This is a genomic window from Peribacillus sp. FSL P2-0133 (assembly GCF_037975445.1).
Taxonomy (GTDB): domain Bacteria; phylum Bacillota; class Bacilli; order Bacillales; family DSM-1321; genus Peribacillus; species Peribacillus simplex_E.
On the sequence record NZ_CP150254.1, the window covers coordinates 810,109 to 832,578 of the forward strand.

At 42.5% G+C, this 22,470-nt stretch carries 17 protein-coding genes, 15 tRNA genes and 3 rRNA genes; 27 read left to right on the forward strand and 8 right to left on the reverse strand.

From position 1 onward, the window contains the following. The first annotated feature begins 59 nt into the window (after positions 1–59). The 19 genes from MKY17_RS03850 (at position 60) to MKY17_RS03940 (ending at position 7,526) form a co-directional block, all read left to right on the forward strand. Positions 60–935: a nucleotidyltransferase-like protein gene (locus MKY17_RS03850; RefSeq protein ID WP_098370630.1), complete on the forward strand. Its 876-nt coding sequence runs from the start codon at positions 60–62 to the stop codon at positions 933–935. A gap of 279 nt (positions 936–1,214) precedes the next feature. Then, positions 1,215–2,765, forward strand: a 16S ribosomal RNA gene (locus MKY17_RS03855). Between the two features lie 175 nt (positions 2,766–2,940). Then, a 23S ribosomal RNA gene (locus MKY17_RS03860) occupies positions 2,941–5,873 on the forward strand. A gap of 116 nt (positions 5,874–5,989) precedes the next feature. Then, positions 5,990–6,105 (forward strand): 5S ribosomal RNA (gene rrf, locus MKY17_RS03865). The 16S, 23S and 5S rRNA genes sit together here with 15 tRNA genes alongside, the layout of an rRNA operon. 9 nt (positions 6,106–6,114) lie before the next feature. After that, positions 6,115–6,189: transfer RNA gene (locus MKY17_RS03870), tRNA-Asn, on the forward strand. Positions 6,190–6,194: 5 nt separating this feature from the next. Next, a tRNA-Ser gene (locus MKY17_RS03875) sits at positions 6,195–6,286 on the forward strand. 10 nt (positions 6,287–6,296) lie between these two features. Then, positions 6,297–6,371 (forward strand) — tRNA-Glu (locus MKY17_RS03880). Positions 6,372–6,386: 15 nt separating this feature from the next. Further along, positions 6,387–6,462: transfer RNA gene (locus MKY17_RS03885), tRNA-Val, on the forward strand. Positions 6,463–6,566: 104 nt separating this feature from the next. Beyond that, positions 6,567–6,640 (forward strand) — tRNA-Met (locus tag MKY17_RS03890). Positions 6,641–6,645: 5 nt separating this feature from the next. Next, positions 6,646–6,721 (forward strand) — tRNA-Asp (locus MKY17_RS03895). Positions 6,722–6,733: 12 nt separating this feature from the next. Next, a tRNA-Phe gene (locus MKY17_RS03900) sits at positions 6,734–6,809 on the forward strand. A gap of 7 nt (positions 6,810–6,816) precedes the next feature. Further along, a tRNA-Thr gene (locus tag MKY17_RS03905) sits at positions 6,817–6,892 on the forward strand. Between the two features lie 16 nt (positions 6,893–6,908). After that, a tRNA-Tyr gene (locus tag MKY17_RS03910) sits at positions 6,909–6,992 on the forward strand. A 6-nt stretch (positions 6,993–6,998) separates the two neighbouring features. Further along, positions 6,999–7,072 (forward strand) — tRNA-Trp (locus tag MKY17_RS03915). A 17-nt stretch (positions 7,073–7,089) separates the two neighbouring features. After that, positions 7,090–7,165 (forward strand) — tRNA-His (locus MKY17_RS03920). A gap of 37 nt (positions 7,166–7,202) precedes the next feature. Then, positions 7,203–7,277 (forward strand) — tRNA-Gln (locus MKY17_RS03925). Positions 7,278–7,280: 3 nt separating this feature from the next. After that, positions 7,281–7,355, forward strand: a tRNA-Gly gene (locus MKY17_RS03930). A gap of 8 nt (positions 7,356–7,363) precedes the next feature. Beyond that, positions 7,364–7,437: transfer RNA gene (locus MKY17_RS03935), tRNA-Cys, on the forward strand. Between the two features lie 8 nt (positions 7,438–7,445). Continuing rightward, positions 7,446–7,526, forward strand: a tRNA-Leu gene (locus tag MKY17_RS03940). A 979-nt stretch (positions 7,527–8,505) separates the two neighbouring features. Here MKY17_RS03940 and MKY17_RS03945 read toward each other — a convergent pair. Further along, positions 8,506–9,048, reverse strand: a complete 543-nt coding sequence (locus MKY17_RS03945) for a DUF6241 domain-containing protein (RefSeq protein WP_098370852.1) — start codon at positions 9,046–9,048, stop codon at positions 8,506–8,508. Positions 9,049–9,896: 848 nt separating this feature from the next. On the opposite strand from MKY17_RS03945, the gene MKY17_RS03950 reads away from it, so the two are divergent. Together MKY17_RS03950 and MKY17_RS03955 are read left to right on the forward strand one after the other, a co-directional pair. Continuing rightward, entirely contained in the window at positions 9,897–10,109 is a 213-nt protein-coding gene (locus MKY17_RS03950) for a hypothetical protein (RefSeq protein ID WP_098370853.1), read from the forward strand. Between the two features lie 98 nt (positions 10,110–10,207). After that, on the forward strand, positions 10,208–10,369 hold the full coding sequence (locus tag MKY17_RS03955) for a hypothetical protein (protein WP_179891030.1): 162 nt from the start codon (positions 10,208–10,210) through the stop codon (positions 10,367–10,369). A 584-nt stretch (positions 10,370–10,953) separates the two neighbouring features. Here the strand turns inward: MKY17_RS03955 and MKY17_RS03960 are convergent. Together MKY17_RS03960 and MKY17_RS03965 are read right to left on the reverse strand one after the other, a co-directional pair. After that, positions 10,954–11,244, reverse strand: a complete 291-nt coding sequence (locus tag MKY17_RS03960; RefSeq protein WP_098370854.1) for a hypothetical protein — start codon at positions 11,242–11,244, stop codon at positions 10,954–10,956. A 548-nt stretch (positions 11,245–11,792) separates the two neighbouring features. Next, positions 11,793–11,996, reverse strand: coding sequence for a hypothetical protein (locus tag MKY17_RS03965; RefSeq protein ID WP_098370855.1), 204 nt, complete (start codon positions 11,994–11,996; stop codon positions 11,793–11,795). Between the two features lie 496 nt (positions 11,997–12,492). On the opposite strand from MKY17_RS03965, the gene glsA reads away from it, so the two are divergent. After that, positions 12,493–13,434: a glutaminase A gene (glsA, locus tag MKY17_RS03970; RefSeq protein WP_098370938.1), complete on the forward strand. Its 942-nt coding sequence runs from the start codon at positions 12,493–12,495 to the stop codon at positions 13,432–13,434. Between the two features lie 229 nt (positions 13,435–13,663). Here glsA and MKY17_RS03975 read toward each other — a convergent pair whose 3' ends face one another. Then, the gene (locus MKY17_RS03975; protein WP_098370856.1) at positions 13,664–13,858 is read right to left on the reverse strand and encodes a hypothetical protein; all 195 of its coding nucleotides are present in this window, start codon (positions 13,856–13,858) and stop codon (positions 13,664–13,666) included. After that, complete coding sequence (locus MKY17_RS03980; RefSeq protein ID WP_098370939.1) at positions 13,849–14,361, reverse strand: tyrosine-type recombinase/integrase; 513 nt, start codon at positions 14,359–14,361, stop codon at positions 13,849–13,851. Before MKY17_RS03980 ends, MKY17_RS03975 begins: the two co-directional genes overlap by 10 nt. 439 nt (positions 14,362–14,800) lie before the next feature. Here MKY17_RS03980 and MKY17_RS03985 point away from each other — a divergent pair, with 439 nt between their 5' ends. The 3 genes from MKY17_RS03985 to clpP all read left to right on the forward strand — a co-directional run bounded on the left by MKY17_RS03985 (position 14,801) and on the right by clpP (position 16,818). Further along, the gene (locus tag MKY17_RS03985; RefSeq protein ID WP_098370857.1) at positions 14,801–15,061 is read left to right on the forward strand and encodes a hypothetical protein; all 261 of its coding nucleotides are present in this window, start codon (positions 14,801–14,803) and stop codon (positions 15,059–15,061) included. A gap of 434 nt (positions 15,062–15,495) precedes the next feature. Then, entirely contained in the window at positions 15,496–16,203 is a 708-nt protein-coding gene (locus MKY17_RS03990) for a sigma-70 family RNA polymerase sigma factor (protein ID WP_098370858.1), read from the forward strand. A gap of 30 nt (positions 16,204–16,233) precedes the next feature. Next, on the forward strand, positions 16,234–16,818 hold the full coding sequence (clpP, locus tag MKY17_RS03995) for an ATP-dependent Clp endopeptidase proteolytic subunit ClpP (RefSeq protein WP_098370859.1): 585 nt from the start codon (positions 16,234–16,236) through the stop codon (positions 16,816–16,818). Between the two features lie 208 nt (positions 16,819–17,026). On the opposite strand, the gene MKY17_RS04000 is transcribed toward clpP, so the two are convergent. Together MKY17_RS04000 and MKY17_RS04005 are read right to left on the reverse strand one after the other, a co-directional pair. Next, a complete protein-coding gene (locus MKY17_RS04000) occupies positions 17,027–17,920 on the reverse strand; it encodes a TauD/TfdA family dioxygenase (RefSeq protein ID WP_098370860.1) in 894 nt (297 codons plus the stop codon). A 30-nt stretch (positions 17,921–17,950) separates the two neighbouring features. Beyond that, a complete protein-coding gene (locus MKY17_RS04005; RefSeq protein ID WP_098370861.1) occupies positions 17,951–18,940 on the reverse strand; it encodes an aliphatic sulfonate ABC transporter substrate-binding protein in 990 nt (329 codons plus the stop codon). 383 nt (positions 18,941–19,323) lie between these two features. Here MKY17_RS04005 and MKY17_RS04010 point away from each other — a divergent pair, with 383 nt between their 5' ends. Both MKY17_RS04010 and MKY17_RS04015 read left to right on the forward strand, forming a co-directional pair. Next, positions 19,324–20,091 (forward strand): ABC transporter ATP-binding protein, encoded by a 768-nt coding sequence (locus MKY17_RS04010; RefSeq protein ID WP_098370862.1) that lies wholly within the window; start codon positions 19,324–19,326, stop codon positions 20,089–20,091. Positions 20,092–20,122: 31 nt separating this feature from the next. After that, the gene (locus MKY17_RS04015) at positions 20,123–20,947 is read left to right on the forward strand and encodes an ABC transporter permease (RefSeq protein ID WP_098370863.1); all 825 of its coding nucleotides are present in this window, start codon (positions 20,123–20,125) and stop codon (positions 20,945–20,947) included. A 59-nt stretch (positions 20,948–21,006) separates the two neighbouring features. Here MKY17_RS04015 and MKY17_RS04020 read toward each other — a convergent pair whose 3' ends face one another. Next, positions 21,007–22,233 (reverse strand): ATP-binding protein, encoded by a 1,227-nt coding sequence (locus MKY17_RS04020; protein ID WP_098370864.1) that lies wholly within the window; start codon positions 22,231–22,233, stop codon positions 21,007–21,009. Positions 22,234–22,470 lie beyond the last annotated feature (237 nt).

Sequence of the window (22,470 nt, forward strand, 5' to 3'; positions counted from 1 at the left end):
GCAGGAATTTGAAGAGTTTTGTCGAAAATCTAAAAAAAAAGGTTTTGGAGGAATTTATGATGGAAGATATCCTTCGCCCGATTTATCAAGAGCGAGCAAGTTTAAAATCTACACTTGGAATCTTGTTAATAGAAAAAAGAGATGATAATAGCCCGATCACCGATACATTTGACTACATCCTTTTTGTAATTGCAGACGAAGCCGAAGAGGCCGTGTTTTTAAAACATTACACTTACCAGGATAAAAAGGCAGCCTTGCATATCGTAAAGGAAGACCAGTTAAAAGAATGGCTCCTATTAGGCACGAACCGCAAAGTGGTTGACTGGATATATAACGGGAAGGTCCTTTTTGACCGGAATGAATATTTGGCCCGTTTGAAAACCGAAATCCGTGAGTTCCCCTTCTATGGAAGGAAGTTAAAGATGGGGATGGAATTCGCAAAGTTAATTCGCAGGTACATGGATGGGAAAAGCTTCTTTGAAAAAGGCCATCATCTTGAGGCGTACAACCATATCGTTCATTCCCTGCATCACTTGGCCCGTTTGGAAATAATTGAACAAGGCTTTTATCCGGAGGTTACTGTCTGGAACCAAGTGAAGCATATGGAACCTGAAATCTTCAAGTTGTATAAAGAATTGATCAGCAGTGAGGAAACTCTCGAAAAAAGATTGGAGCTTCTATTCCTTGCGAGTGAGTTTCTTATTTATTCTAGGACGAATGCGGGTTCACAGCATTTGGTTGAAATAATGGGGACGAAAGAAGAACCGTGGACGATTGCGGAGCTAATGGAGCATCCGGAATTAAAGTTTTATTCAGTAGACTTAGGTGTTTTATTGGAATATTTGATAGAGAAGAAGGTAATCGATGTTATCAAAGCGGAGACAAAAGGGCACGAGGTATATCATCGGTTTTATCGGGTATCAAAAAACTTTTAAAAAAATGCAATTTTATTGTTGACCATTAATAATATAGGTGTTATATTAATACATGTCGCTGCGGGACATCAGCTTTCGCAGCTTCATCAAAACGAAAATAACTTAAAAAATTAAAAAAACATGTTGACAACGAAGTTGAAAACATGATAAGATGTAAAAGTCGCTTACGAGGTAAACGACAACGAAATTGCTCTTTGAAAACTGAACAAAACAAAGCGCCAACGTTAAATTTTAAGTGAGCACACACTATCAAAAAAGCAAATGAGCAAGTCAAACATTTCTTCGGAGAGTTTGATCCTGGCTCAGGACGAACGCTGGCGGCGTGCCTAATACATGCAAGTCGAGCGAATCGACGGGAGCTTGCTCCCTGAGATTAGCGGCGGACGGGTGAGTAACACGTGGGCAACCTGCCTATAAGACTGGGATAACTTCGGGAAACCGGAGCTAATACCGGATACGTTCTTTTCTCGCATGAGAGAAGATGGAAAGACGGTTTACGCTGTCACTTATAGATGGGCCCGCGGCGCATTAGCTAGTTGGTGAGGTAATGGCTCACCAAGGCGACGATGCGTAGCCGACCTGAGAGGGTGATCGGCCACACTGGGACTGAGACACGGCCCAGACTCCTACGGGAGGCAGCAGTAGGGAATCTTCCGCAATGGACGAAAGTCTGACGGAGCAACGCCGCGTGAACGAAGAAGGCCTTCGGGTCGTAAAGTTCTGTTGTTAGGGAAGAACAAGTACCAGAGTAACTGCTGGTACCTTGACGGTACCTAACCAGAAAGCCACGGCTAACTACGTGCCAGCAGCCGCGGTAATACGTAGGTGGCAAGCGTTGTCCGGAATTATTGGGCGTAAAGCGCGCGCAGGTGGTTCCTTAAGTCTGATGTGAAAGCCCACGGCTCAACCGTGGAGGGTCATTGGAAACTGGGGAACTTGAGTGCAGAAGAGGAAAGTGGAATTCCAAGTGTAGCGGTGAAATGCGTAGAGATTTGGAGGAACACCAGTGGCGAAGGCGACTTTCTGGTCTGTAACTGACACTGAGGCGCGAAAGCGTGGGGAGCAAACAGGATTAGATACCCTGGTAGTCCACGCCGTAAACGATGAGTGCTAAGTGTTAGAGGGTTTCCGCCCTTTAGTGCTGCAGCTAACGCATTAAGCACTCCGCCTGGGGAGTACGGCCGCAAGGCTGAAACTCAAAGGAATTGACGGGGGCCCGCACAAGCGGTGGAGCATGTGGTTTAATTCGAAGCAACGCGAAGAACCTTACCAGGTCTTGACATCCTCTGACAACCCTAGAGATAGGGCTTTCCCCTTCGGGGGACAGAGTGACAGGTGGTGCATGGTTGTCGTCAGCTCGTGTCGTGAGATGTTGGGTTAAGTCCCGCAACGAGCGCAACCCTTGATCTTAGTTGCCAGCATTCAGTTGGGCACTCTAAGGTGACTGCCGGTGACAAACCGGAGGAAGGTGGGGATGACGTCAAATCATCATGCCCCTTATGACCTGGGCTACACACGTGCTACAATGGATGGTACAAAGGGCTGCAAACCTGCGAAGGTAAGCGAATCCCATAAAGCCATTCTCAGTTCGGATTGCAGGCTGCAACTCGCCTGCATGAAGCCGGAATCGCTAGTAATCGCGGATCAGCATGCCGCGGTGAATACGTTCCCGGGCCTTGTACACACCGCCCGTCACACCACGAGAGTTTGTAACACCCGAAGTCGGTGAGGTAACCTTTATGGAGCCAGCCGCCTAAGGTGGGACAGATGATTGGGGTGAAGTCGTAACAAGGTAGCCGTATCGGAAGGTGCGGCTGGATCACCTCCTTTCTAAGGATAATTACGAGAGCGCTTTTGTTTTGTTCAGTTTTGAATGAGTAATTCATTCAAATAGGAAAGAGAAGCATCACGATGTGATGGATTCTTTCTGCTTTGTTCCTTGAAAACTAGATAATAGATAGAAGGCAATTAATTTTTTTCAAAGCATCTGTAAGACTTTTTTAACGGTTAAGTTAGAAAGGGCGCACGGTGGATGCCTTGGCACTAGGAGCCGATGAAGGACGGGACTAACACCGATATGCTTCGGGGAGCTGTAAGTAAGCTTTGATCCGGAGATTTCCGAATGGGGAAACCCACTGTTCGTAATGGAACAGTATCTTTACCTGAATACATAGGGTACTGAAGGCAGACCCGGGGAACTGAAACATCTAAGTACCCGGAGGAAGAGAAAGCAAACGCGATTTCCTGAGTAGCGGCGAGCGAAACGGAATTAGCCCAAACCAAGAGGCTTGCCTCTTGGGGTTGTAGGACACTCAACATGGAGTTACAAAGGAACGGGGTAAATGAAGTGACCTGGAAAGGTCCGTCGAAGAAGGTAAAAACCCTGTAGTTGAAACTTCGTTCCCTCCTGAGTGGATCCTGAGTACGGCGGGACACGAGAAATCCCGTCGGAAGCAGGGAGGACCATCTCCCAAGGCTAAATACTCCCTAGTGACCGATAGTGAACCAGTACCGTGAGGGAAAGGTGAAAAGCACCCCGGAAGGGGAGTGAAATAGATCCTGAAACCGTGTGCCTACAAGTAGTCAAAGCCCGTTAATGGGTAATGGCGTGCCTTTTGTAGAATGAACCGGCGAGTTACGATTTCATGCGAGGTTAAGTTGATGAGACGGAGCCGCAGCGAAAGCGAGTCTGAATAGGGCGAATGAGTATGAGGTCGTAGACCCGAAACCAGGTGATCTACCCATGTCCAGGGTGAAGTTCAGGTAACACTGAATGGAGGCCCGAACCCACGCACGTTGAAAAGTGCGGGGATGAGGTGTGGGTAGCGGAGAAATTCCAATCGAACCTGGAGATAGCTGGTTCTCTCCGAAATAGCTTTAGGGCTAGCCTCAAGATGAGAGTATTGGAGGTAGAGCACTGATTGGACTAGGGGCCCCCAACGGGTTACCGAATTCAGTCAAACTCCGAATGCCAAATACTTATTCTTGGGAGTCAGACTGCGAGTGATAAGATCCGTAGTCGAAAGGGAAACAGCCCAGACCACCAGCTAAGGTCCCAAAGTATACGTTAAGTGGAAAAGGATGTGGAGTTGCTTAGACAACCAGGATGTTGGCTTAGAAGCAGCCACCATTTAAAGAGTGCGTAATAGCTCACTGGTCGAGTGACTCCGCGCCGAAAATGTACCGGGGCTAAACGTATCACCGAAGCTGTGGATTGACACCATTAGGTGTCGATGGTAGGAGAGCGTTCTAAGGGCGTTGAAGTCAGACCGGAAGGACTGGTGGAGCGCTTAGAAGTGAGAATGCCGGTATGAGTAGCGAAAGAAGGGTGAGAATCCCTTCCACCGAATGCCTAAGGTTTCCTGAGGAAGGCTCGTCCGCTCAGGGTTAGTCGGGACCTAAGCCGAGGCCGAAAGGCGTAGGCGATGGACAACAGGTTGATATTCCTGTACCACCTATACATCGTTTGAACGATGGGGGGACGCAGAAGGATAGGGTAAGCGCGCTGTTGGATATGCGCGTCCAAGCAGTTAGGCCGGAAACGAGGCAAATCCCGTTTCCATTAAGGCGGAGCTGTGATGGCGAGGGAAATATAGTACCGAAGTTCCTGATTCCACGCTGCCAAGAAAAGCCTCTAGTGAGATGTAAGGTGCCCGTACCGCAAACCGACACAGGTAGGCGAGGAGAGAATCCTAAGGTGTGCGAGAGAACTCTCGTTAAGGAACTCGGCAAAATGACCCCGTAACTTCGGGAGAAGGGGTGCTTTTTAGGGTGAATAGCCCAGAAAAGCCGCAGTGAATAGGCCCAGGCGACTGTTTAGCAAAAACACAGGTCTCTGCGAAGCCGCAAGGCGAAGTATAGGGGCTGACACCTGCCCGGTGCTGGAAGGTTAAGGGGAGAGGTTAGCGCAAGCGAAGCTTTGAACCGAAGCCCCAGTAAACGGCGGCCGTAACTATAACGGTCCTAAGGTAGCGAAATTCCTTGTCGGGTAAGTTCCGACCCGCACGAAAGGTGTAACGATCTGGGCACTGTCTCAACGAGAGACTCGGTGAAATTATAGTACCTGTGAAGATGCAGGTTACCCGCGACAGGACGGAAAGACCCCGTGGAGCTTTACTGCAGCCTGATATTGAATTTTGGTACAGCTTGTACAGGATAGGTAGGAGCCTGAGAAGCCGGAGCGCTAGCTTCGGTGGAGGCGTTGGTGGGATACTACCCTGGCTGTATTGAAATTCTAACCCGCGCCCCTTATCGGGGTGGGAGACAGTGTCAGGTGGGCAGTTTGACTGGGGCGGTCGCCTCCTAAAGAGTAACGGAGGCGCCCAAAGGTTCCCTCAGAATGGTTGGAAATCATTCGTAGAGTGTAAAGGCACAAGGGAGCTTGACTGCGAGACCTACAAGTCGAGCAGGGACGAAAGTCGGGCTTAGTGATCCGGTGGTTCCGCATGGAAGGGCCATCGCTCAACGGATAAAAGCTACCCCGGGGATAACAGGCTTATCTCCCCCAAGAGTCCACATCGACGGGGAGGTTTGGCACCTCGATGTCGGCTCATCGCATCCTGGGGCTGTAGTCGGTCCCAAGGGTTGGGCTGTTCGCCCATTAAAGCGGTACGCGAGCTGGGTTCAGAACGTCGTGAGACAGTTCGGTCCCTATCCGTCGCGGGCGCAGGAAATTTGAGAGGAGCTGTCCTTAGTACGAGAGGACCGGGATGGACGCACCGCTGGTGTACCAGTTGTCTTGCCAAAGGCATAGCTGGGTAGCTACGTGCGGACGGGATAAGTGCTGAAAGCATCTAAGCATGAAGCCCCCCTCAAGATGAGATTTCCCATGGCGCAAGCTAGTAAGATCCCTGAAAGATGATCAGGTTGATAGGTCAGAGGTGGAAGCGTGGCGACATGTGGAGCTGACTGATACTAATAGATCGAGGACTTAACCAACGCTTTAAAAAAATGAAATACCTTCTTATTATCTAGTTTTGAAGGAATGAAAATTTCTTCTTGCATTTTCTCAAAAAGATGTTATACTAATATATGTCTTGGAAATGCTAACAATGTTTGGTGACGATAGCGAAGAGGTCACACCCGTTCCCATTCCGAACACGGCAGTTAAGCTCTTCAGCGCCGATGGTAGTTGGGGGTTTCCCCCTGTGAGAGTAGGACGTCGCCAAGCTTGTATTGTTCCGCAGTAGCTCAGTGGTAGAGCATTCGGCTGTTAACCGAACGGTCGTAGGTTCGAGTCCTACCTGCGGAGCCATTATTGGAGAGCTGTCCGAGTGGCCGAAGGAGCACGATTGGAAATCGTGTAGACGGGTAACCCTGTCTCAAGGGTTCAAATCCCTTGCTCTCCGCCATTTTATACCTGGCCCGTTGGTCAAGCGGTTAAGACACCGCCCTTTCACGGCGGTAACACGGGTTCGAATCCCGTACGGGTCACCATTAAGACAACATATTGGAGGATTAGCTCAGCTGGGAGAGCATCTGCCTTACAAGCAGAGGGTCGGCGGTTCGATCCCGTCATCCTCCACCATTTTTCAATAAGAACAAGTTGTTTCTACATAATGGGTTTGATTATTCATCCTATTGAAACGCTAAACACGAAAACTTGATTCCTAATAGCAACATTATTAACGTCGCGGGGTGGAGCAGTCCGGTAGCTCGTCGGGCTCATAACCCGAAGGTCGCAGGTTCAAATCCTGTCCCCGCAATCTATGGTCCCGTGGTGTAGCGGTTAACATGCCTGCCTGTCACGCAGGAGATCGCGGGTTCGATTCCCGTCGGGACCGCCATTTTCATTGTTTGGCTCAGTAGCTCAGTCGGTAGAGCAAAGGACTGAAAATCCTTGTGTCGGCGGTTCGATTCCGTCCTGAGCCACCATAGTAGTGCCGGTGTAGCTCAACTGGTAGAGCAACTGACTTGTAATCAGTAGGTTGGGGGTTCAAGTCCTCTTGCCGGCACCATGTTTCATCCATATGCGGAGGGGTAGCGAAGTGGCTAAACGCGGCGGACTGTAAATCCGCTCCTTAGGGTTCGGCAGTTCGAATCTGCCCCCCTCCACCATCTTATAGGGGTATAGTTTAAAGGTAGAACAGAGGTCTCCAAAACCTCCAGTGTGGGTTCGAGTCCTACTACCCCTGCCAATTTTAATCTTATAATGGCGGTTGTGGCGAAGTGGTTAACGCACCTGATTGTGGTTCAGGCATTCGTGGGTTCGATTCCCATCAGTCGCCCCATTTTTCAATAAATGTGATATAATGAATACAACGTTAATGGGCTATAGCCAAGCGGTAAGGCAACGGATTTTGATTCCGTCATGCGAAGGTTCGATCCCTTCTAGCCCAGCCATATGCGAAAGTAGTTCAGTGGTAGAATACAACCTTGCCAAGGTTGGGGTCGCGGGTTCGAATCCCGTCTTTCGCTCCAAAAACGTTGGCGGCATAGCCAAGCGGTAAGGCAGAGGTCTGCAAAACCTTTACCACCGGTTCGATTCCGGTTGCCGCCTCCAACATACATGCCGGTGTGGCGGAATTGGCAGACGCGCACGACTCAAAATCGTGTTCCTCTGGAGTGCCGGTTCGACCCCGGCCACCGGTATCATATACGTTAATATAAACGTCGATTTGATGGCAATCTACCCGCAATGGTAGGTCGCCGTTTTTTCGTTGTATGCGCACGATTTTGTAGGTAAAAGTCGTACGCGGCGAATCGTACGCGCTGTATCGGGTAATTAACCGTACTAGAGTGGCGAAAATTGGCAAGGGAAAGAGTAATAACGATTTAGCAACGGAAGATATTTCGAAGCTGCGTGGGAGCATGCGGTCAGATTTCCTTGACTTCGACGACGCACTGGCGTTGTTTTTGAAGGATGGGGAAATAAGGAATATCCGTGAACATACGATAAAATACTACCGGAATGAGCTTTCGTCATTTCGACGCATTACCCGATTTTATTAGACATAGCAAAGGCGGTCAATAATTGTTACCGAGAGTATTAAAAGGATAAGATACGGGATCATTCCGAAGTATTCCGAATACAGGGCGTATACCAGGGCTGAGCGTCCGTTTCACCTGTACGGTGCTCCTCGTGGGCATAGGCGCCTGAAACTCCGGGGCTCAGCTTACCGTTTATGCAGTGTCCTATACACGGAATGGCCGACAGCATTATGCAGTATAGCGGGGTACATCGCCCTTATTAGCGTAGTATAAATCGCGTTAAATCAACGATGTTTACATAAGTGTATATTCGATAATAATCCGTTGTGCACAAACGTTGTTATGACGCGGTTTGTGTTGCATATCGACTGCCTCAAATGTCTATTATGTTAATAGAATTGCGTGCTTCATACAACGAAATGAATAAAATAATAAAGCAATTCGTGTGCCAACGAAGACATATGCGTGTGTATCGGGAGGGGCAGCCGGGGTATGACCGATTTACCCCAAGGCAGGGGGCGAATATCTCTAAATCTGCTGAATTATAAATCCGCGAATCAAATTTTCACTTTGGGGGTCAGCGGAAATAGCCCCTATTGTTTATATTAATATAATACTCGATGGGCTCGATTTTTAATGACTATTCAAAGTTTGCTTTAACAAATTGAGCTTCTTCTTCAGGAGTAAGAGTTCCAGTAGCTTTACCGACATTTCCATTTTGTTCTCCCCAAAGGTAATTGTGATCTTCCACTATATTGTCGAAGTTTCCTTCTTTCCAGTTTCCTACGATTCTTAGCAATTCACTTTTATAGTCGATAACTTCGCTATCATTAATGAATTCATAGACTGCATTGATGTTTTCAGAATTCATTTCAAGGTTGTACCATTTTTCTTCAGAAACTACTTTTTGATGAGTCATACTGTGCATTGTTTTCATAACGTCTTCTCTTTTTGAAGATGGGCCAAGACCTAGTTCATATAGAATTTTTTCATTTTTTATAGTTTCTACTTCCGTATCTTCTTCTTCAGTTGTCTCGTATTCCACTTCCGTTGTCTCCAAAACAGGAGTCGTATCTTCTTGCTTTGCTTCAAAATTTTTAGCGTTCTGATTGATTGTTATTATTACTGAAATAGCTGCTGCAGCTACTATAAGTCCAACCATTGACCATCTAAATTTATTCATTATAAGTTCCTCCGAGTCATAGTTCTATTATTCACTCATTTCAGTTACATCCTTTTATGGATAAGCTAACCATTATGATAATAACATAAAATATTAACAAATAATCTTAAACTATTAAGTAACCATATGGATATAAAATTTTTTATTGGAAACCAATACAGAGTATCCTGAGACTACTGTTGACTATATGAACGGGCGCATTGGCGATACGTCCGTGTAAGTCCAAAAAGCGACCGCAATTGGTCGCCTTTCTTCTATTATATAATGCGCCATCATACTACGACACTCGTTTGCATATTTCGACATTTCCGGGTATACTATCGTTAATCTGATACGGTCGTACGCGACGGTGGAATCCGTCTGATTTGCTGAACAATCTAACGCCAATGGTGACGGCGTTTTAACGGATATATTTAACGTGGATACTTTCCGCACGACTCAAAATCGTGTTCCTCTGGAGTGCCGGTTCGACCCCGGCCACCGGTATCTTAGAACGACGATATAAAGCGGTTTTCCTTAATTGGAAAGCCGTTTTTTCGTGTCTTCACGGATTTTTAGTCGTGCGTTTTTATTTAGGCTATGTTAAATCAGAATGTTTTGATTTTCGACCTAGAAAAAACGCCCACTGAAAGGGCGGTTGTTTGAACTAACGTTACCTGTTAGCGGAACAAAGCTGCCGATTGATCTCCGTGGCGACCTCGCGGTGAAGTTTATTCGATAAGAATCTAGCGACTCTCCCATTGCTTTAAAATGATAATTATTTCCTAGAAATTTATTAATAAAAAAGCCGCGACAACTTCATGTACAACTGAATAATTTAATTTATGACATCAAAAGGAGGTGGTTGTATGAGTAATAAGCGTCCAGATGTAGTCATTATAGTAAGAGATGAAGATAACTTTGAGAATATTGCTAAAATTGAAATAATCGGAAGCGCATCCCCGTGTAGAAAGTTCCTACGGGTAGGTGCTCCTATAAGTGATGTTGTATTATGTATGGTTAGGAATGGGTTTGTAAACGCTCAGGCTGAAAATGCTGTTATATTTTTCCGACCTAGGTAATGTCTGACTTCGACTTGATGTTACCCTTTTCAGGTAGACTGTAAAAAAAGTGGACAAGGCATGATGTTCATAATAGTCGACTTGGAAGGGAGTTTTTTATGGCTGTGTTAAATGTTAATGTTGATTTTTTTATAATAATAGGAGAAACCCAAGAGGTATATGGGCTTCCCTTATACTTATTTGATATTTTTAATAATGCAGAACAAACAAAAGAAAAAGACGCTTCCCACGCGGGCGGCGTCTTATTATTGTATTTCTAAATACTAGTGTTCGGGAGGGGGATATTCTATCATTTCCAATATCCGTCCATTCTAAGCTACATAGGAAAACAATAACTTACAAACGTTCAAGCGGTGAACACGTTGAAAATGAATCTTACGAATACAACCGAATAGTGAGACGTCATTCAAGCTTTATATTGTCGATATATCAATGGATAAGGGTTCGTTTTCATTTCGAAATTGCCCGAAGCACGACTCAAAATCGTGTTCCTCTGGAGTGCGGGTTCGACCCCGGCCACCGGTATCATCAATAGCGAAGAATCGCTATTACAAAAAGCATCACACTTAATTGTGTGAAGCTTTTTTCGTTTATGACGCACTACAACATATGTACAAAATGTGCGGGATATTGTGCATTGATTTTTCATCACTCAAGAATGAAGGCGATACATGAATTTATGTGCCACAGATATTGCGGGGAGTCATGAGAAATATTATCCATTAAATAATTATTTTATCAGCAATAGTATAGAGTACGTTTGTTCTTACGATTAATAATAAAACGAATGGATCAAAGAGTATTAACTCTACCATTCGTTCCGTTAACAGATTGGTCAATGATTTTAGATTTCAATATTCATAGCACTTAGCTCTGCTTCCGTATAGCCAGAAGAGGATAGTGCGATTTCAATTTCTTCAGCAGCCTTATAATCAAATAATTTAAATTTAGACATTAAAGCGAAAGCATTTTGATTTTCAATTGCCAAGGCAACAGCTTCCACGTCTTGCAATAACTTCAGGTCTTCAATGTAGAATTGAGCGGTTCTCATTGCTAGATACTCATTCATTGTAGTCGAACTATAGAAAAGACTTGTTAAAGTGGCGATTGCGTTAGGAACGAAAATCTTATTCATAATTACCCCTCCACTATTCTCAATATTCTGTCATTAAGTCACTTCTAGTATGAGTCACGATAAAAGTGTTGTCAATCTTTATCTTTTGTGCATTTTAACTCACCAGTTGAAAGTAGATATGTATATAACAGGCGACTTTTCCAAAGGCAAAAGTGATTGCCCGAAGTACGCGAAAGAATGAATGTTGCTGAGTTTACGAAACGAACCAAATTACATGGGACATGTTGATTCAAGCTCGATTGCTAGGTCTCGGAATCGATCATAACAAGATGGATAGAAGAGATACATATTATTTACTTCATTCCATTTACTTTATTCAACAAATGGGCCGATTTTACCTGCTTAAAAAAAGAAAGCTCATAATCGAGTTGTCTTATTTATTTAAGTTGTATCTGGTTGAGCATCCAGTAAATAGCTGCAAAAAAAAGCCAGTGTCACAAGTGGCACGATTAGGCCAAATTTTTTTGGATTTTTTATAAATTCTTTCATTGATGAGATCCTTTATGTGTTTGAATATTTCAAAGGGCTAATGAAACAACAGATCCGTATTAACTGTAAAGAAGGCGGGCTTCCACATTACGCAGCTCTCCAGATGAAACACAATCAGCCACAATTATTTGCAATGTTCTAGTAGCTGTCATTCGTTTGTCTGGATGCTTCATTTGTAGATGCTGTTGTATCGCTCGGAAAAGTTCATTATTTTCTGGACGGTTGGAGTTATAGATTTCTTGTAAACTTTTCGATTTTCCCATGGCTTTTCCTACTTTCCATCAATTGTGAAATACATATGAAAGTTTAATAATATTCATATGGTCTATATTTCCGTCTAAGGACGTATAATTCCTTCTTTTTTCAATTAAATCTTCTTTAAAGAACAGTGAAGTTGCTCCTGATTTTTTACAAGGCGTTAGCTTAGCTGTCTTACTGCTTTACCGTTGTCGCATATGTAGTTGTTTTCTTTGTCTTTAACACGACGAAAATAATTCAGAGCCTGTGTCTTTAGATAAGACAGGAGGGAAGTATGATAAGTCCTTACAAAGGAGAATTAAAATCAGTAAATAATAGATGAAGCAGCATTTGAAAATTTCTATAAAACGAAGAAAGTAGCGCCTTTAACCTTCCTTTCTATTTATTATCCGCTACGTATTTTTTAAATAATATCGATGAAATATGGTAATAAATAATAAAACCACTATTTAAGACACTTCAAATAACAAATTTTCTAAGGGGCGGCAAATTGTGAACAATATGGGATGTCAATGCAGGTCCAATGACGAGTTACAGCAACTGGTCGATCAGGCAAAAGAATATACAAATTTGGGAACGGTGGCAGACTATATACCTGCTCTTGAAAAGGCAAATCCTAGGGATTTATCAGTTGCTATTTACTATCCTGACGGAACAGGATATTGTGCGGGGGATGTAAGTGGGAAAATGACCCTGCAAAGCATATCGAAAGTTTTGACACTTGCTCTTGTATTAATGGAAAAAGGGGAGGAATATGTCTTTTCCTATGTAGGTAAAGAACCTACTGGTGACCCTTTTAATTCGATTGCCAAGTTAGAGACAAACAAGCCATCCAAGCCGTTAAACCCGATGATCAATGCAGGAGCATTGACTGTGACCCACATGATTGCAGGTGACAGTGTGAATGAACGATTCAAGCGTATTTTAGATTTTATCCGGGAAATGACACAAAATCCCACTATTGGTTTTAATGAAGATGTTGCCCGGTCAGAATACAATACAGCAGACTTAAATAGGTCGTTAAGCTATTTTTTAAAGCAGCATAATGTAATAAATGAGGATGTGGAGGACTTAATCGAATTGTACTCGAAGCAGTGTGCTATTGAAATGGACAGCCAGGATTTGGCGAGGATAGGCTGTGTGCTGGCCATGAATGGGAAAGATTTGTTGACGGGAAAGCAAATCATCCCCGGGGACATTGCCCGTATTTGCAAGACATTCATGGTTACCTGCGGCATGTATAACGCATCAGGTGAATTTGCCATCAATGTTGGCATACCGGCTAAAAGCGGTGTTTCAGGGGGAATCATGGGGGCCGTCCCCGGAAAATGTGGGATTGGAATTTATGGTGCAGCGCTGGATGAGAAGGGGAACAGCGTTGCCGGGATAAAAATCTTGGAAATGATGGCGAAAAAGTATTCTCTAAGTATGTTTAATTTTTAAACATTGACACCATTAGCGATGAGTTATTTTTAATTCGGATGTTGTCTGGCTAATGAGAGTCAGAGAAGAGAGAGAATGAAGCTTGTAATAAGAGCTTTTTCGTTATGTTTGGTGTGATCTTACAGGAAAAGGCTTAAATGAGGTTCAGTCTATAGCCTTAAAGAAACAAATCACTCACTTTCACGGCAAAAAAAGGACCTCTGCACATATGGCAAGGGTCTTAAGGTGATCATAACAAGTTGGATAGGAGAGATACTTTTTTATATAATGCATGTACCTCTTTATTCCGATGTTCCCCGATGTCATTTCTAATGTGGCCTTCCATATCGGTCATTAAATCAGCTAATTTCAATGCCTTTTGCCTATCGGAAATATTGCTTCGAATGATATATTCATATTTTGCATTGTATTCAGTCAGTGACATTTCTTCCGTCCTCCCATAATATCATTTAAGCTGTCCTCTGTTCCTTCATCAGCAATCCCTATGTACTTTAGTGTAATTCCAGGATGTGAATGATTAAGGAGCATTTGTAACTCAGCAAGGTCCTTACTTCGTTTATAGTGCCAGTACCCGAACGTTTTCCGCATGGTATGGGTACCGACGCCCTCGATGTCCACCATGTCCGCTGCTTTATTAAGCTGTCTATAGGCTTGTATCTTGCTAATTGGCTTATCGCCCTTGCGTGAGGGGAATAGCCATTCACTATCGATGGTGGCTATATAGGCTGCCAATTCATTACATACATTATTAAGCTGTATTATTCTTGGCTTTTTTGTTTTGCCTTCCTTGATGATGACCTCCATCTTACCTTTAATGTCCTTTATCTTCAGCGATAATAAATCAGACACACGCAAGCCGGTATTGATGCCTAACAAGAACAATATGTAGTCTCTCTCGCTGCAATGTCTCTTCAGTGACCATTTCATATCATCTAATTTTTCCAATGATCTGATTGGTTGAACGTCAATTAAATGTTCTTTTGGCAAATGAGATCACCCTTATTTCACGCTAATGGAATCAGTGTTTTGAATGTATACTTTTTTATTAATTTAAGAGTAACACTTGAAAAGGATGGAAGTCAATGTGAGGTGTATCTGATATTTTTGGGACTGTCCACTTTTAAGGGTTCGGAGTATTTTAGTTGTTTATTCGTATTAAGGTTGAATAAGGGCATTAAAAACTTCTAGAACTTGATATAATGAATCTATAGGAATATTTTTCTAAAGTGATGTTTTGATGGATATTTAAAAGATGAATTAATTCATTCTGAATTTATTATGCTTTAACAAGATTGGGGAAACCACCAAGAAGAGAGGTTTAGTTATATTGAAAAAGTTACTGCCTTTAATGTCAAGGTTGTTTACTATGGCAATTATGGTTGCGGTTTTTTACTGTATGTTCATGTTCGCAGATTTGGAGAATGAAAAGACAGACAGCGGGCGTCATAACGAGCGATCAGTTAATTTTGAAGAGATGAGCGATCAAGAAGAGAAGCCAGCAGGTTCTTTGGTGAACTATTGTAAAGATAGCGCTAATGAGAGTCGCACCTCCAGTTGGTTCGGTATTGAAGAAAACGTTATGGAACCTAGCGAATATACGGTTGAATGCATTGAACACTTGGAATAGCAGCAGAGTTCCTATGGATCAACCGTAAATTTGAAGTTCAGGACAACAAGGATATCCGGGACGTCAGGGTATAGCGAAAAGGTAAGGACATATTGCCGAACATTACCGTGAGCGGGGGGCATCCAAAGATTTGGCTGGTTGGCTTAATGGAACGGAGCGGGATTTACGGGGAATATGAAGTGTTTTGGAAAATAAGAATTCGCTGAAATGATTGGTGACGAATGGGTACAGCGGGGGAGGCCATATTTGCTGCATATAGAACATTGACACTAGCCTGTTAGGATCTTAACCAAACAGGTTTTTAGTATGAAAGGAAATCCAATGGAAAAAATGGAATAGAATAGAATGAAGAATGAAGGAAAATTTTTCACCCCCATATCTTTTTCTCTTTCTGAAACGTTTATAGGATAGAGGGTGTTGAAGGAGTGAGAAAAATGATAAATAAGTTAAGGGAAGATATTTCTGAAGAAAAGGATAACGGTGCGATTTTGCGTGAAGTCTATCCTGAATTACTTCGGTTTTGCCGATTCCTGACCCAAAATAATTGGGATGGGGACGATTTGGCACAGGAAACGATATTGAAGGCAATGCAGGGCTATGGAAAGAAAACCGAGATAACAACGGCTTTATTGAAGACTATAGCCCGCCATTCCTGGATTGATACGATACGAAAAAGAAAAAAAGAATCATTAGACGAACTGTTGGATATCGAACAACAGGGATCAGTTGGGGAAAATGCCTTTGAAACGGTTGAATATATAATAAAGTCACTTACCCCGAAACAAGCCGTTGTTTTCCTGTTAAAGGAAGGATTCCTCTATCGGTCAAAAGAAATCTCAGATTATTTACACACCACGGAAACGGCTGTAAAGGCAATCTTGAACCGTGTGAAAAAGCGTTTTGCCGATGACGTTGAAGAGCGTAAGTTGTCTTGTGTGGAAGATTGGCAGGATGATGAGGAACAGCGGCTCTTGTCACTGATGACACAGGCTTTAAAAGCCCAGAATCCTGATATCCTCATTAGAAGCATCCCATCTTTCAAATCCCTGAACAGTGAATCGATGATTCCTAAACTTATGAATCGTTCGATTCTTTCCAAATCAAGCTTCACTCCTTCAAACACACTCTCAATGGCTGCATAGCCAATATCATTGTTAGGAGGAAGAAGAGATATGACCACAATTCCATATGTAATTGAGCAATCAGGCAAGGGTGAGCGCTCGTATGATATTTATTCCAGACTTCTAAAAGACCGTATCATCATGATTGGGGAAGAAATCACCGATCATTTAGCCAATAGTGTGGTTGCCCAATTGTTATTCTTGGCAGCAGATGCACCTGAGAAGGAAATTACCATATTCATAAACAGTCCGGGGGGATCGACCAGTGCCGGTTTCGCCATTTATGATACGATGCAATATATTAAGCCTGATATCCGGACTGTATGTACGGGGATGGCTGCATCATTCGGTGCCATGCTTTTATTGGCGGGTACGAAAGGGAAAAGGTGCGCTTTGCCAAATAGTGAAATAATGCTTCATCAACCGCTTGGTGGTGCGAGGGGGCAAGCCACGGAAATTGAAATTTCTGCCCGAAGGATTTTGAAACTAAAGGATCATATCAATCAAATCATTTCGGAAAGGACTGGGCAGCCTATCGAAAAGGTGGCGAAGGACACAGATCGTGATTACTTCTTAAGCGCAATAGAGGCGAAAGATTACGGTATAATTGATGAAATAATCGTTCAGGATAATTAATCCTGATAAGAACGCCATCAGTAAGTCAAAAATAAGCTGGATGAAAACGAAAAGAAACTGTCGATATCTATATCGGCAGTTTCTTTTTTACCTTTGACATTACTCCAATAAGGCCAGTTCCTCAGGAGGTTTGAGTGTTTACCATTCAACTCAGTCATTCGCTTATGGGGAAGTCAAGTAATGGATTCTTACACTTGATACAGGAGTTTTATTTCTTAATAATTAGTCTGCTCGACTCGTTCTCCTTGTTTACGGGAACGTCTTTTCCTACAGTGACCCTGCGAACGACGCGGTGCTGGTCCCCGTAATCGGCAATAGCGTAATGCTGCGTGGCTAGGTTATCCCAAATGACCACGTCCCCTTCACTCCATTGCCAACGCACGGTATTTTCTAAGCGCGTGACGTATGAATCGAAGATGCTTAATAATCTTTCAGATTCACTTGTTGTATATCCTTCCACTCTTCCAGCAAAGCCGCCTAATAACAAATGCTTTTTTCCTGTTTCTGCGTGCACGTGAACGACTGGATGCCTTGTTTTATAAATGGTCGATTCGAATATATCACGATATTTCTTTTTAACCTCATCATCAATGTTTTCGGCTGGTTTGAATTGTGCATAATCATATTCATTTGTATGGATTGCCCATAGTCCATCCGCTAATTTCTTCAATCCATCCGGCAGGTCCTCATATGCTTTATTGGTATTTGCCCAGACTGTATCGCCACCAACATCAGGGATGGTTACACCTCTTAAAACAGAGTATTTAGGAACTTCTGGAACAAAAGTGACATCAGTATGCCAATGGTTTGCTTTAGCACCCCGTTCGGAATCAAGTTCGAAAATATAGTTAGTATTGTCTTTGACCGGTACTGTAGGATGTGCATAAGGCTCACCCAATAGTTTGGCAAATGCTTCTTGGCTGGCATCGTCCAAATGGTTTTGACCTTTGAAGAATACGACTTTATGATCGTTTAACGCTTGTTTGATTTCACTGAAAATAGCTAAATCCAAGTCTCCGCTTAATTGGACTCCTTGAATTTCCGCTCCAATCCTTCCTGCTACGGGTACCACTTTTAATTGTTGTGTTTTAGTTTCCGTCATAATCAATCTCCTCCTGTAAGGTATGTTTTTTTATTTTTTAAAAGCTTCATCAATGTACTCATTGTGGATCTGATTTTTAAAATTAAATGATTTCTTGATATAACCCACACCAGCTAAAGTATCGATTGATTCTTGTTGTGCCTTGATGGCATCTTCGGTAAAGTAGATATTTGGTTCTTCAGCCGTTATTATTTTCTTGACTGTGCTCACAGGCAATTTAGTTTCTTTAGAATAAATTTCAGATGCTTCATCTGGATTTTCAATTTGCCAATCGGCAGCTTTTTTATAAACCTTTAAATAGGCCTCTACAATTTCAGGATGTGCTTTTGCAAATTCGTTACGTGCAATGATTGCACCAGGAGCTAATATTTTTCCTTTTACATTAAGTGCGACTGCATTACCTTTTTCAATATTATTAAGGTAATAAGGGTTCCATATCGCCCAGGCGTCCAATTGTTTGGTTTCAAAAGCGGATTGAGCATCATCCGGTTGTAAATTGATGAGTTTAATATCATCAGTCGTTAAACCATGAGCTTTCAATGCCTTGATTAAATACACATGACCCGTTGTCCCCGAGGCAACACCGACCGTTTTTCCCTTTAAGTCTTCAATCTTCTTTATGTCACCTTCTGGCTGAGCCAGGATCCGGACAGATGACTCACCTCGACCTGTTTGTGCAATCACTTCAAATGGCAGATTCTTATCAATTCCGGCTATTAGTGCACCGTCCCCTAAAAAAGATAGGTCAACCCGATTGGAAGCGAGGGATTCCAAAAGCGGGGGACCACTCGGGAATTCACTCCACTCGATTTGGGCATCCAGTTTAGAAAACTCTTCGTCGAACAAACCCTTTTCCTTTGCAATGACCAATGGCCCCATCTTGCCATTTAAGGCAATATGAACTTTAAGTGGATCACTTTTCCCGGAAGCTTTACCGGCATCAGAATTACAACCTGCCAATACAGCAATGCTTATGATGGCAAGTAATACTGCGGTTAACTTGTTACGATATTCCTTCATGAATTCCCTCCTTTTTTATTACACTTACCACATCTGGATAGTCAGATTAATGACAAAAAAGAGATTCAACGAAGAGTATGCCGGGGTTACTCTTCATTGAATCTCCGGTAGTCCAGTTGATTCACATGACCTTTATTTAATTGGTTTTTTGTGAAGCGGATTTGTGTATGAATGCATCTTAACAGGTGTTAGAATAATCTGTCAATTTATTTATTGATTAATCCGATAAAATAAATTGGTATTCGGTGTTGATTATAAATAATCGATAAGTTAATATAAAATGAAATATTGAATCGACTAGTTAACTAGAGATTCAGCAAAGGGACAATATGTGCCTTATTGCTGGATCTCTATTTTTTTTTATTTGAGAAAGGGTGAGGATATTGGTAGCGACGTTAGAAATTAATCATGTAAGCAAAACATTTAAGAATGATAATGAAAGTGTCCATGTTTTGGATAATTTAAATCTGAGAGTCAAAAATGGTGAGTTCGTCACCATCATTGGTCCGAGCGGCTGTGGGAAAAGCACATTATTAAAGCTGGTCGCAGGACTTGATTCAGACTTTGACGGCTCGATCATAGCAGGGGATCATCCGGTTAGTGCCCCATCTAAAGACCGTGGTTTCATTTTTCAGGAGCACCGCTTATTTCCATGGCTAAACGTGGAGAAAAATATTGCAGGTAACCTTCCATTAAAAAAACCGGATATTAGAAAAAGGGTGGATGATTTAATTTCACTTGTTAAACTAAAAGGATTTGAAAAGGCGTATCCACGCCAATTATCAGGTGGAATGTCGCAGCGTGTTGCCATTGCCAGGGCCTTATTACGTAATCCTGAAGTTTTATTGCTGGATGAGCCATTCGGTGCATTGGATGCTTTCACGCGAACGCATCTTCAAGAGGCTTTGCTAGAAATATGGGAGAAGAATATGACAACGATGGTGCTTGTCACCCATGATATTGATGAATCCATCTTTTTATCGAGCAAAGTGGTAGTCATGGAGGCAAAGCCTGGACGGATTAAAGCTATCGTTCCAATTGATTTACCATATCCAAGAACTCGAACAAGCAAAGCGTTTCAGGAATTCAGGACCGTCATTTTAACCCAACTTGATCATCATCCTGAAGAAAGGGAAGATTGGAGCATTTAATTAATTTTTGAAAAAAGGAAGGATGAAAAATATGTCTACACAGACCGTTGCTCAAAACAAGTCGCTTGTCATAAGGAAAACGAAAAAACAATCCAAACTTGCCAAATCAGCATTGCGGGGTTCGTTCCTTCCCGTTGTCGTGTTGATTGCATGGCAATCATTAGGTTCGGCTGGCATCCTGCCTGCCCAATTATTCTCATCACCTTTATTAATCGTCACGACTTTCATTGATCTCGTTCAGTCAGGGGAAATGGGCATGCATTTACAAATCAGTTTAACGCGGGCTCTTCTTGGCTTTGCATTCGGTGGTTTTTTAGGTTTATTGCTAGGAGTCATCGTTGGCATGCAAAAAAAATCCGAAGAATATCTTAATCCAAGCATTCAAATGTTACGAACAGTTCCTTTACTTGCGATTACCCCTTTATTCATTATGTGGTTCGGGTTTGGTGAACTATCCAAAGTGCTGCTTATTGCTTTAGGTGCTTTTTTTCCTCTATATTTACAAACTTTTTTGGGCCTTCGGAATGTGGATAAAAAACTATACGATGTTGCCCGAATCTTAGAGTTTAGCCGTCTGGAACAAATAACGAAGCTCATGATTCCGGCAGCTTTGCCAAACATATTGCTTGGTATCCGTTTAGCCTTAAGTGCGGCTTGGATGTGCCTGGTCGTAGCTGAATTGTTGGGTGCGGATAGAGGGGTGGGCTTCATGATCCAGGATGCCCGTTCATTCATGCAAACGGACGTCGTATTCGTAGGCATCATCATTTTTGCCCTCGCTGGCAAAATCTCCGATTCGTTTGTCCGTTTTTTAGAAAATCATTTATTGAAATGGCAAGATAGTTTTAAAGCCTAATTGAAAAGGATGACCGCCCTGTTTTGGATGGTCATCCTTTTCTTGTTTGTAGCGTGTTTTTAATTGATTTCTCTATGTAAGGGCAAATAAATGGTGAACGATGTTCCTTTGTTCAATTCGCTCTGCACCACGATTTTCCCTTTGTACTTTTGAACGATGGAATAACAAAGGGTCAGGCCGATACCTGTTCCCCTGTCTTTAAGCGAATAAAATGGGGTGCCGAGTATTGCAAGCTGTTCTTTGGAGAGGCCTATTCCTGTATCCGTTATTCGTATTTTTGCCATAGTGCGTTCCTGCTCTGTTTCCACTTTGATGAATCCGGGATTGTTCATTGACTCAATTCCATTTTTCATGATATTGACCAGTATCTGCTTAAGCTCGATGGGATTCATGTTAATGTGCAGGTCGTCACGGAAATCCAAGAGAAAGCCTATGTTGCGATTATTAGCGAAACTCGTTAATAGATCGGAAATCTTTTGGATTTCGAAATTTAAAGGAATGACCTGTACATTATCCGTTTGAGGTTTTGCCAAAGACAAATAGTCATTGATTATCACTTGTGTATATTCAAGTTCTGTAAGCATGGTCTGTACATAAAATTTTTCCGTTTCATTCAGTTCCTTCTCTTGATCTAATAACTGGGCAAATCCTTTTACGACTGTAATCGGATTACGTATCTCATGTGCAATGGTGGCAGCGAGCTGTCCGACTGAGTTCAGTTGTTTGGCCTGCTGTATTTCCTTATGAAATGCATTAGTGGATTCCACCCTATTATTGGTTCCTATGAATACGAATACCAATATGATTTGTATAGCGATGAAATTAAGCGTGTTGCCGAAACTATCCAAAGCGACATATTCATAAGTATATTGAAGATCCGATTTTGAAATGATCAAGATGGAAGCGGGACCTAATATGAAATTTAAAGTGGCGACAATATAAAACCCGATTTTATCAAAGAGAAAAATGGGAATCAAGGGTGCTAAAGCAAATAAAGCCAGCATGATTGCGGTATCTGGAAATATCAAGAATTTTCCGTATAAATAAACAGTAATTAAGAAAATGAATAGGGTTTTATAAAAATTGACTTCTGTTTTTAAGTAAAATAACAGAGAAATTATCATCCCCGATATTAAAATGACCTGTAATATCATCTCGTAGGGATTATCTTTCCAACTTATAGGTGATACAGAAATCCCAACTAATAGTAAAAAGGATATCATTGCCATGAATGCTTTCAGTATAAATCGGTGTTTGTTTTGATAATATTGATAATTTTTTAACATAATTCCCCTTAATATTAATATTCTGTTGTTTGCTTAATAGTAATATGATACTAGTTTTTTGTAAATCAGAAAAAGATAGATTTTGCCATCGATAGTCTCTCTATATATAGTACCGGAAGGGGAGGTCAAGGAGTTAGGGAACAATTCTGTCCATGCCCCCTTGGTATGTCAACATTGTAACATCTGATCTAATATCTGAAATTTATCGGCTTTAAGCATGGTTTATTATGGATATAG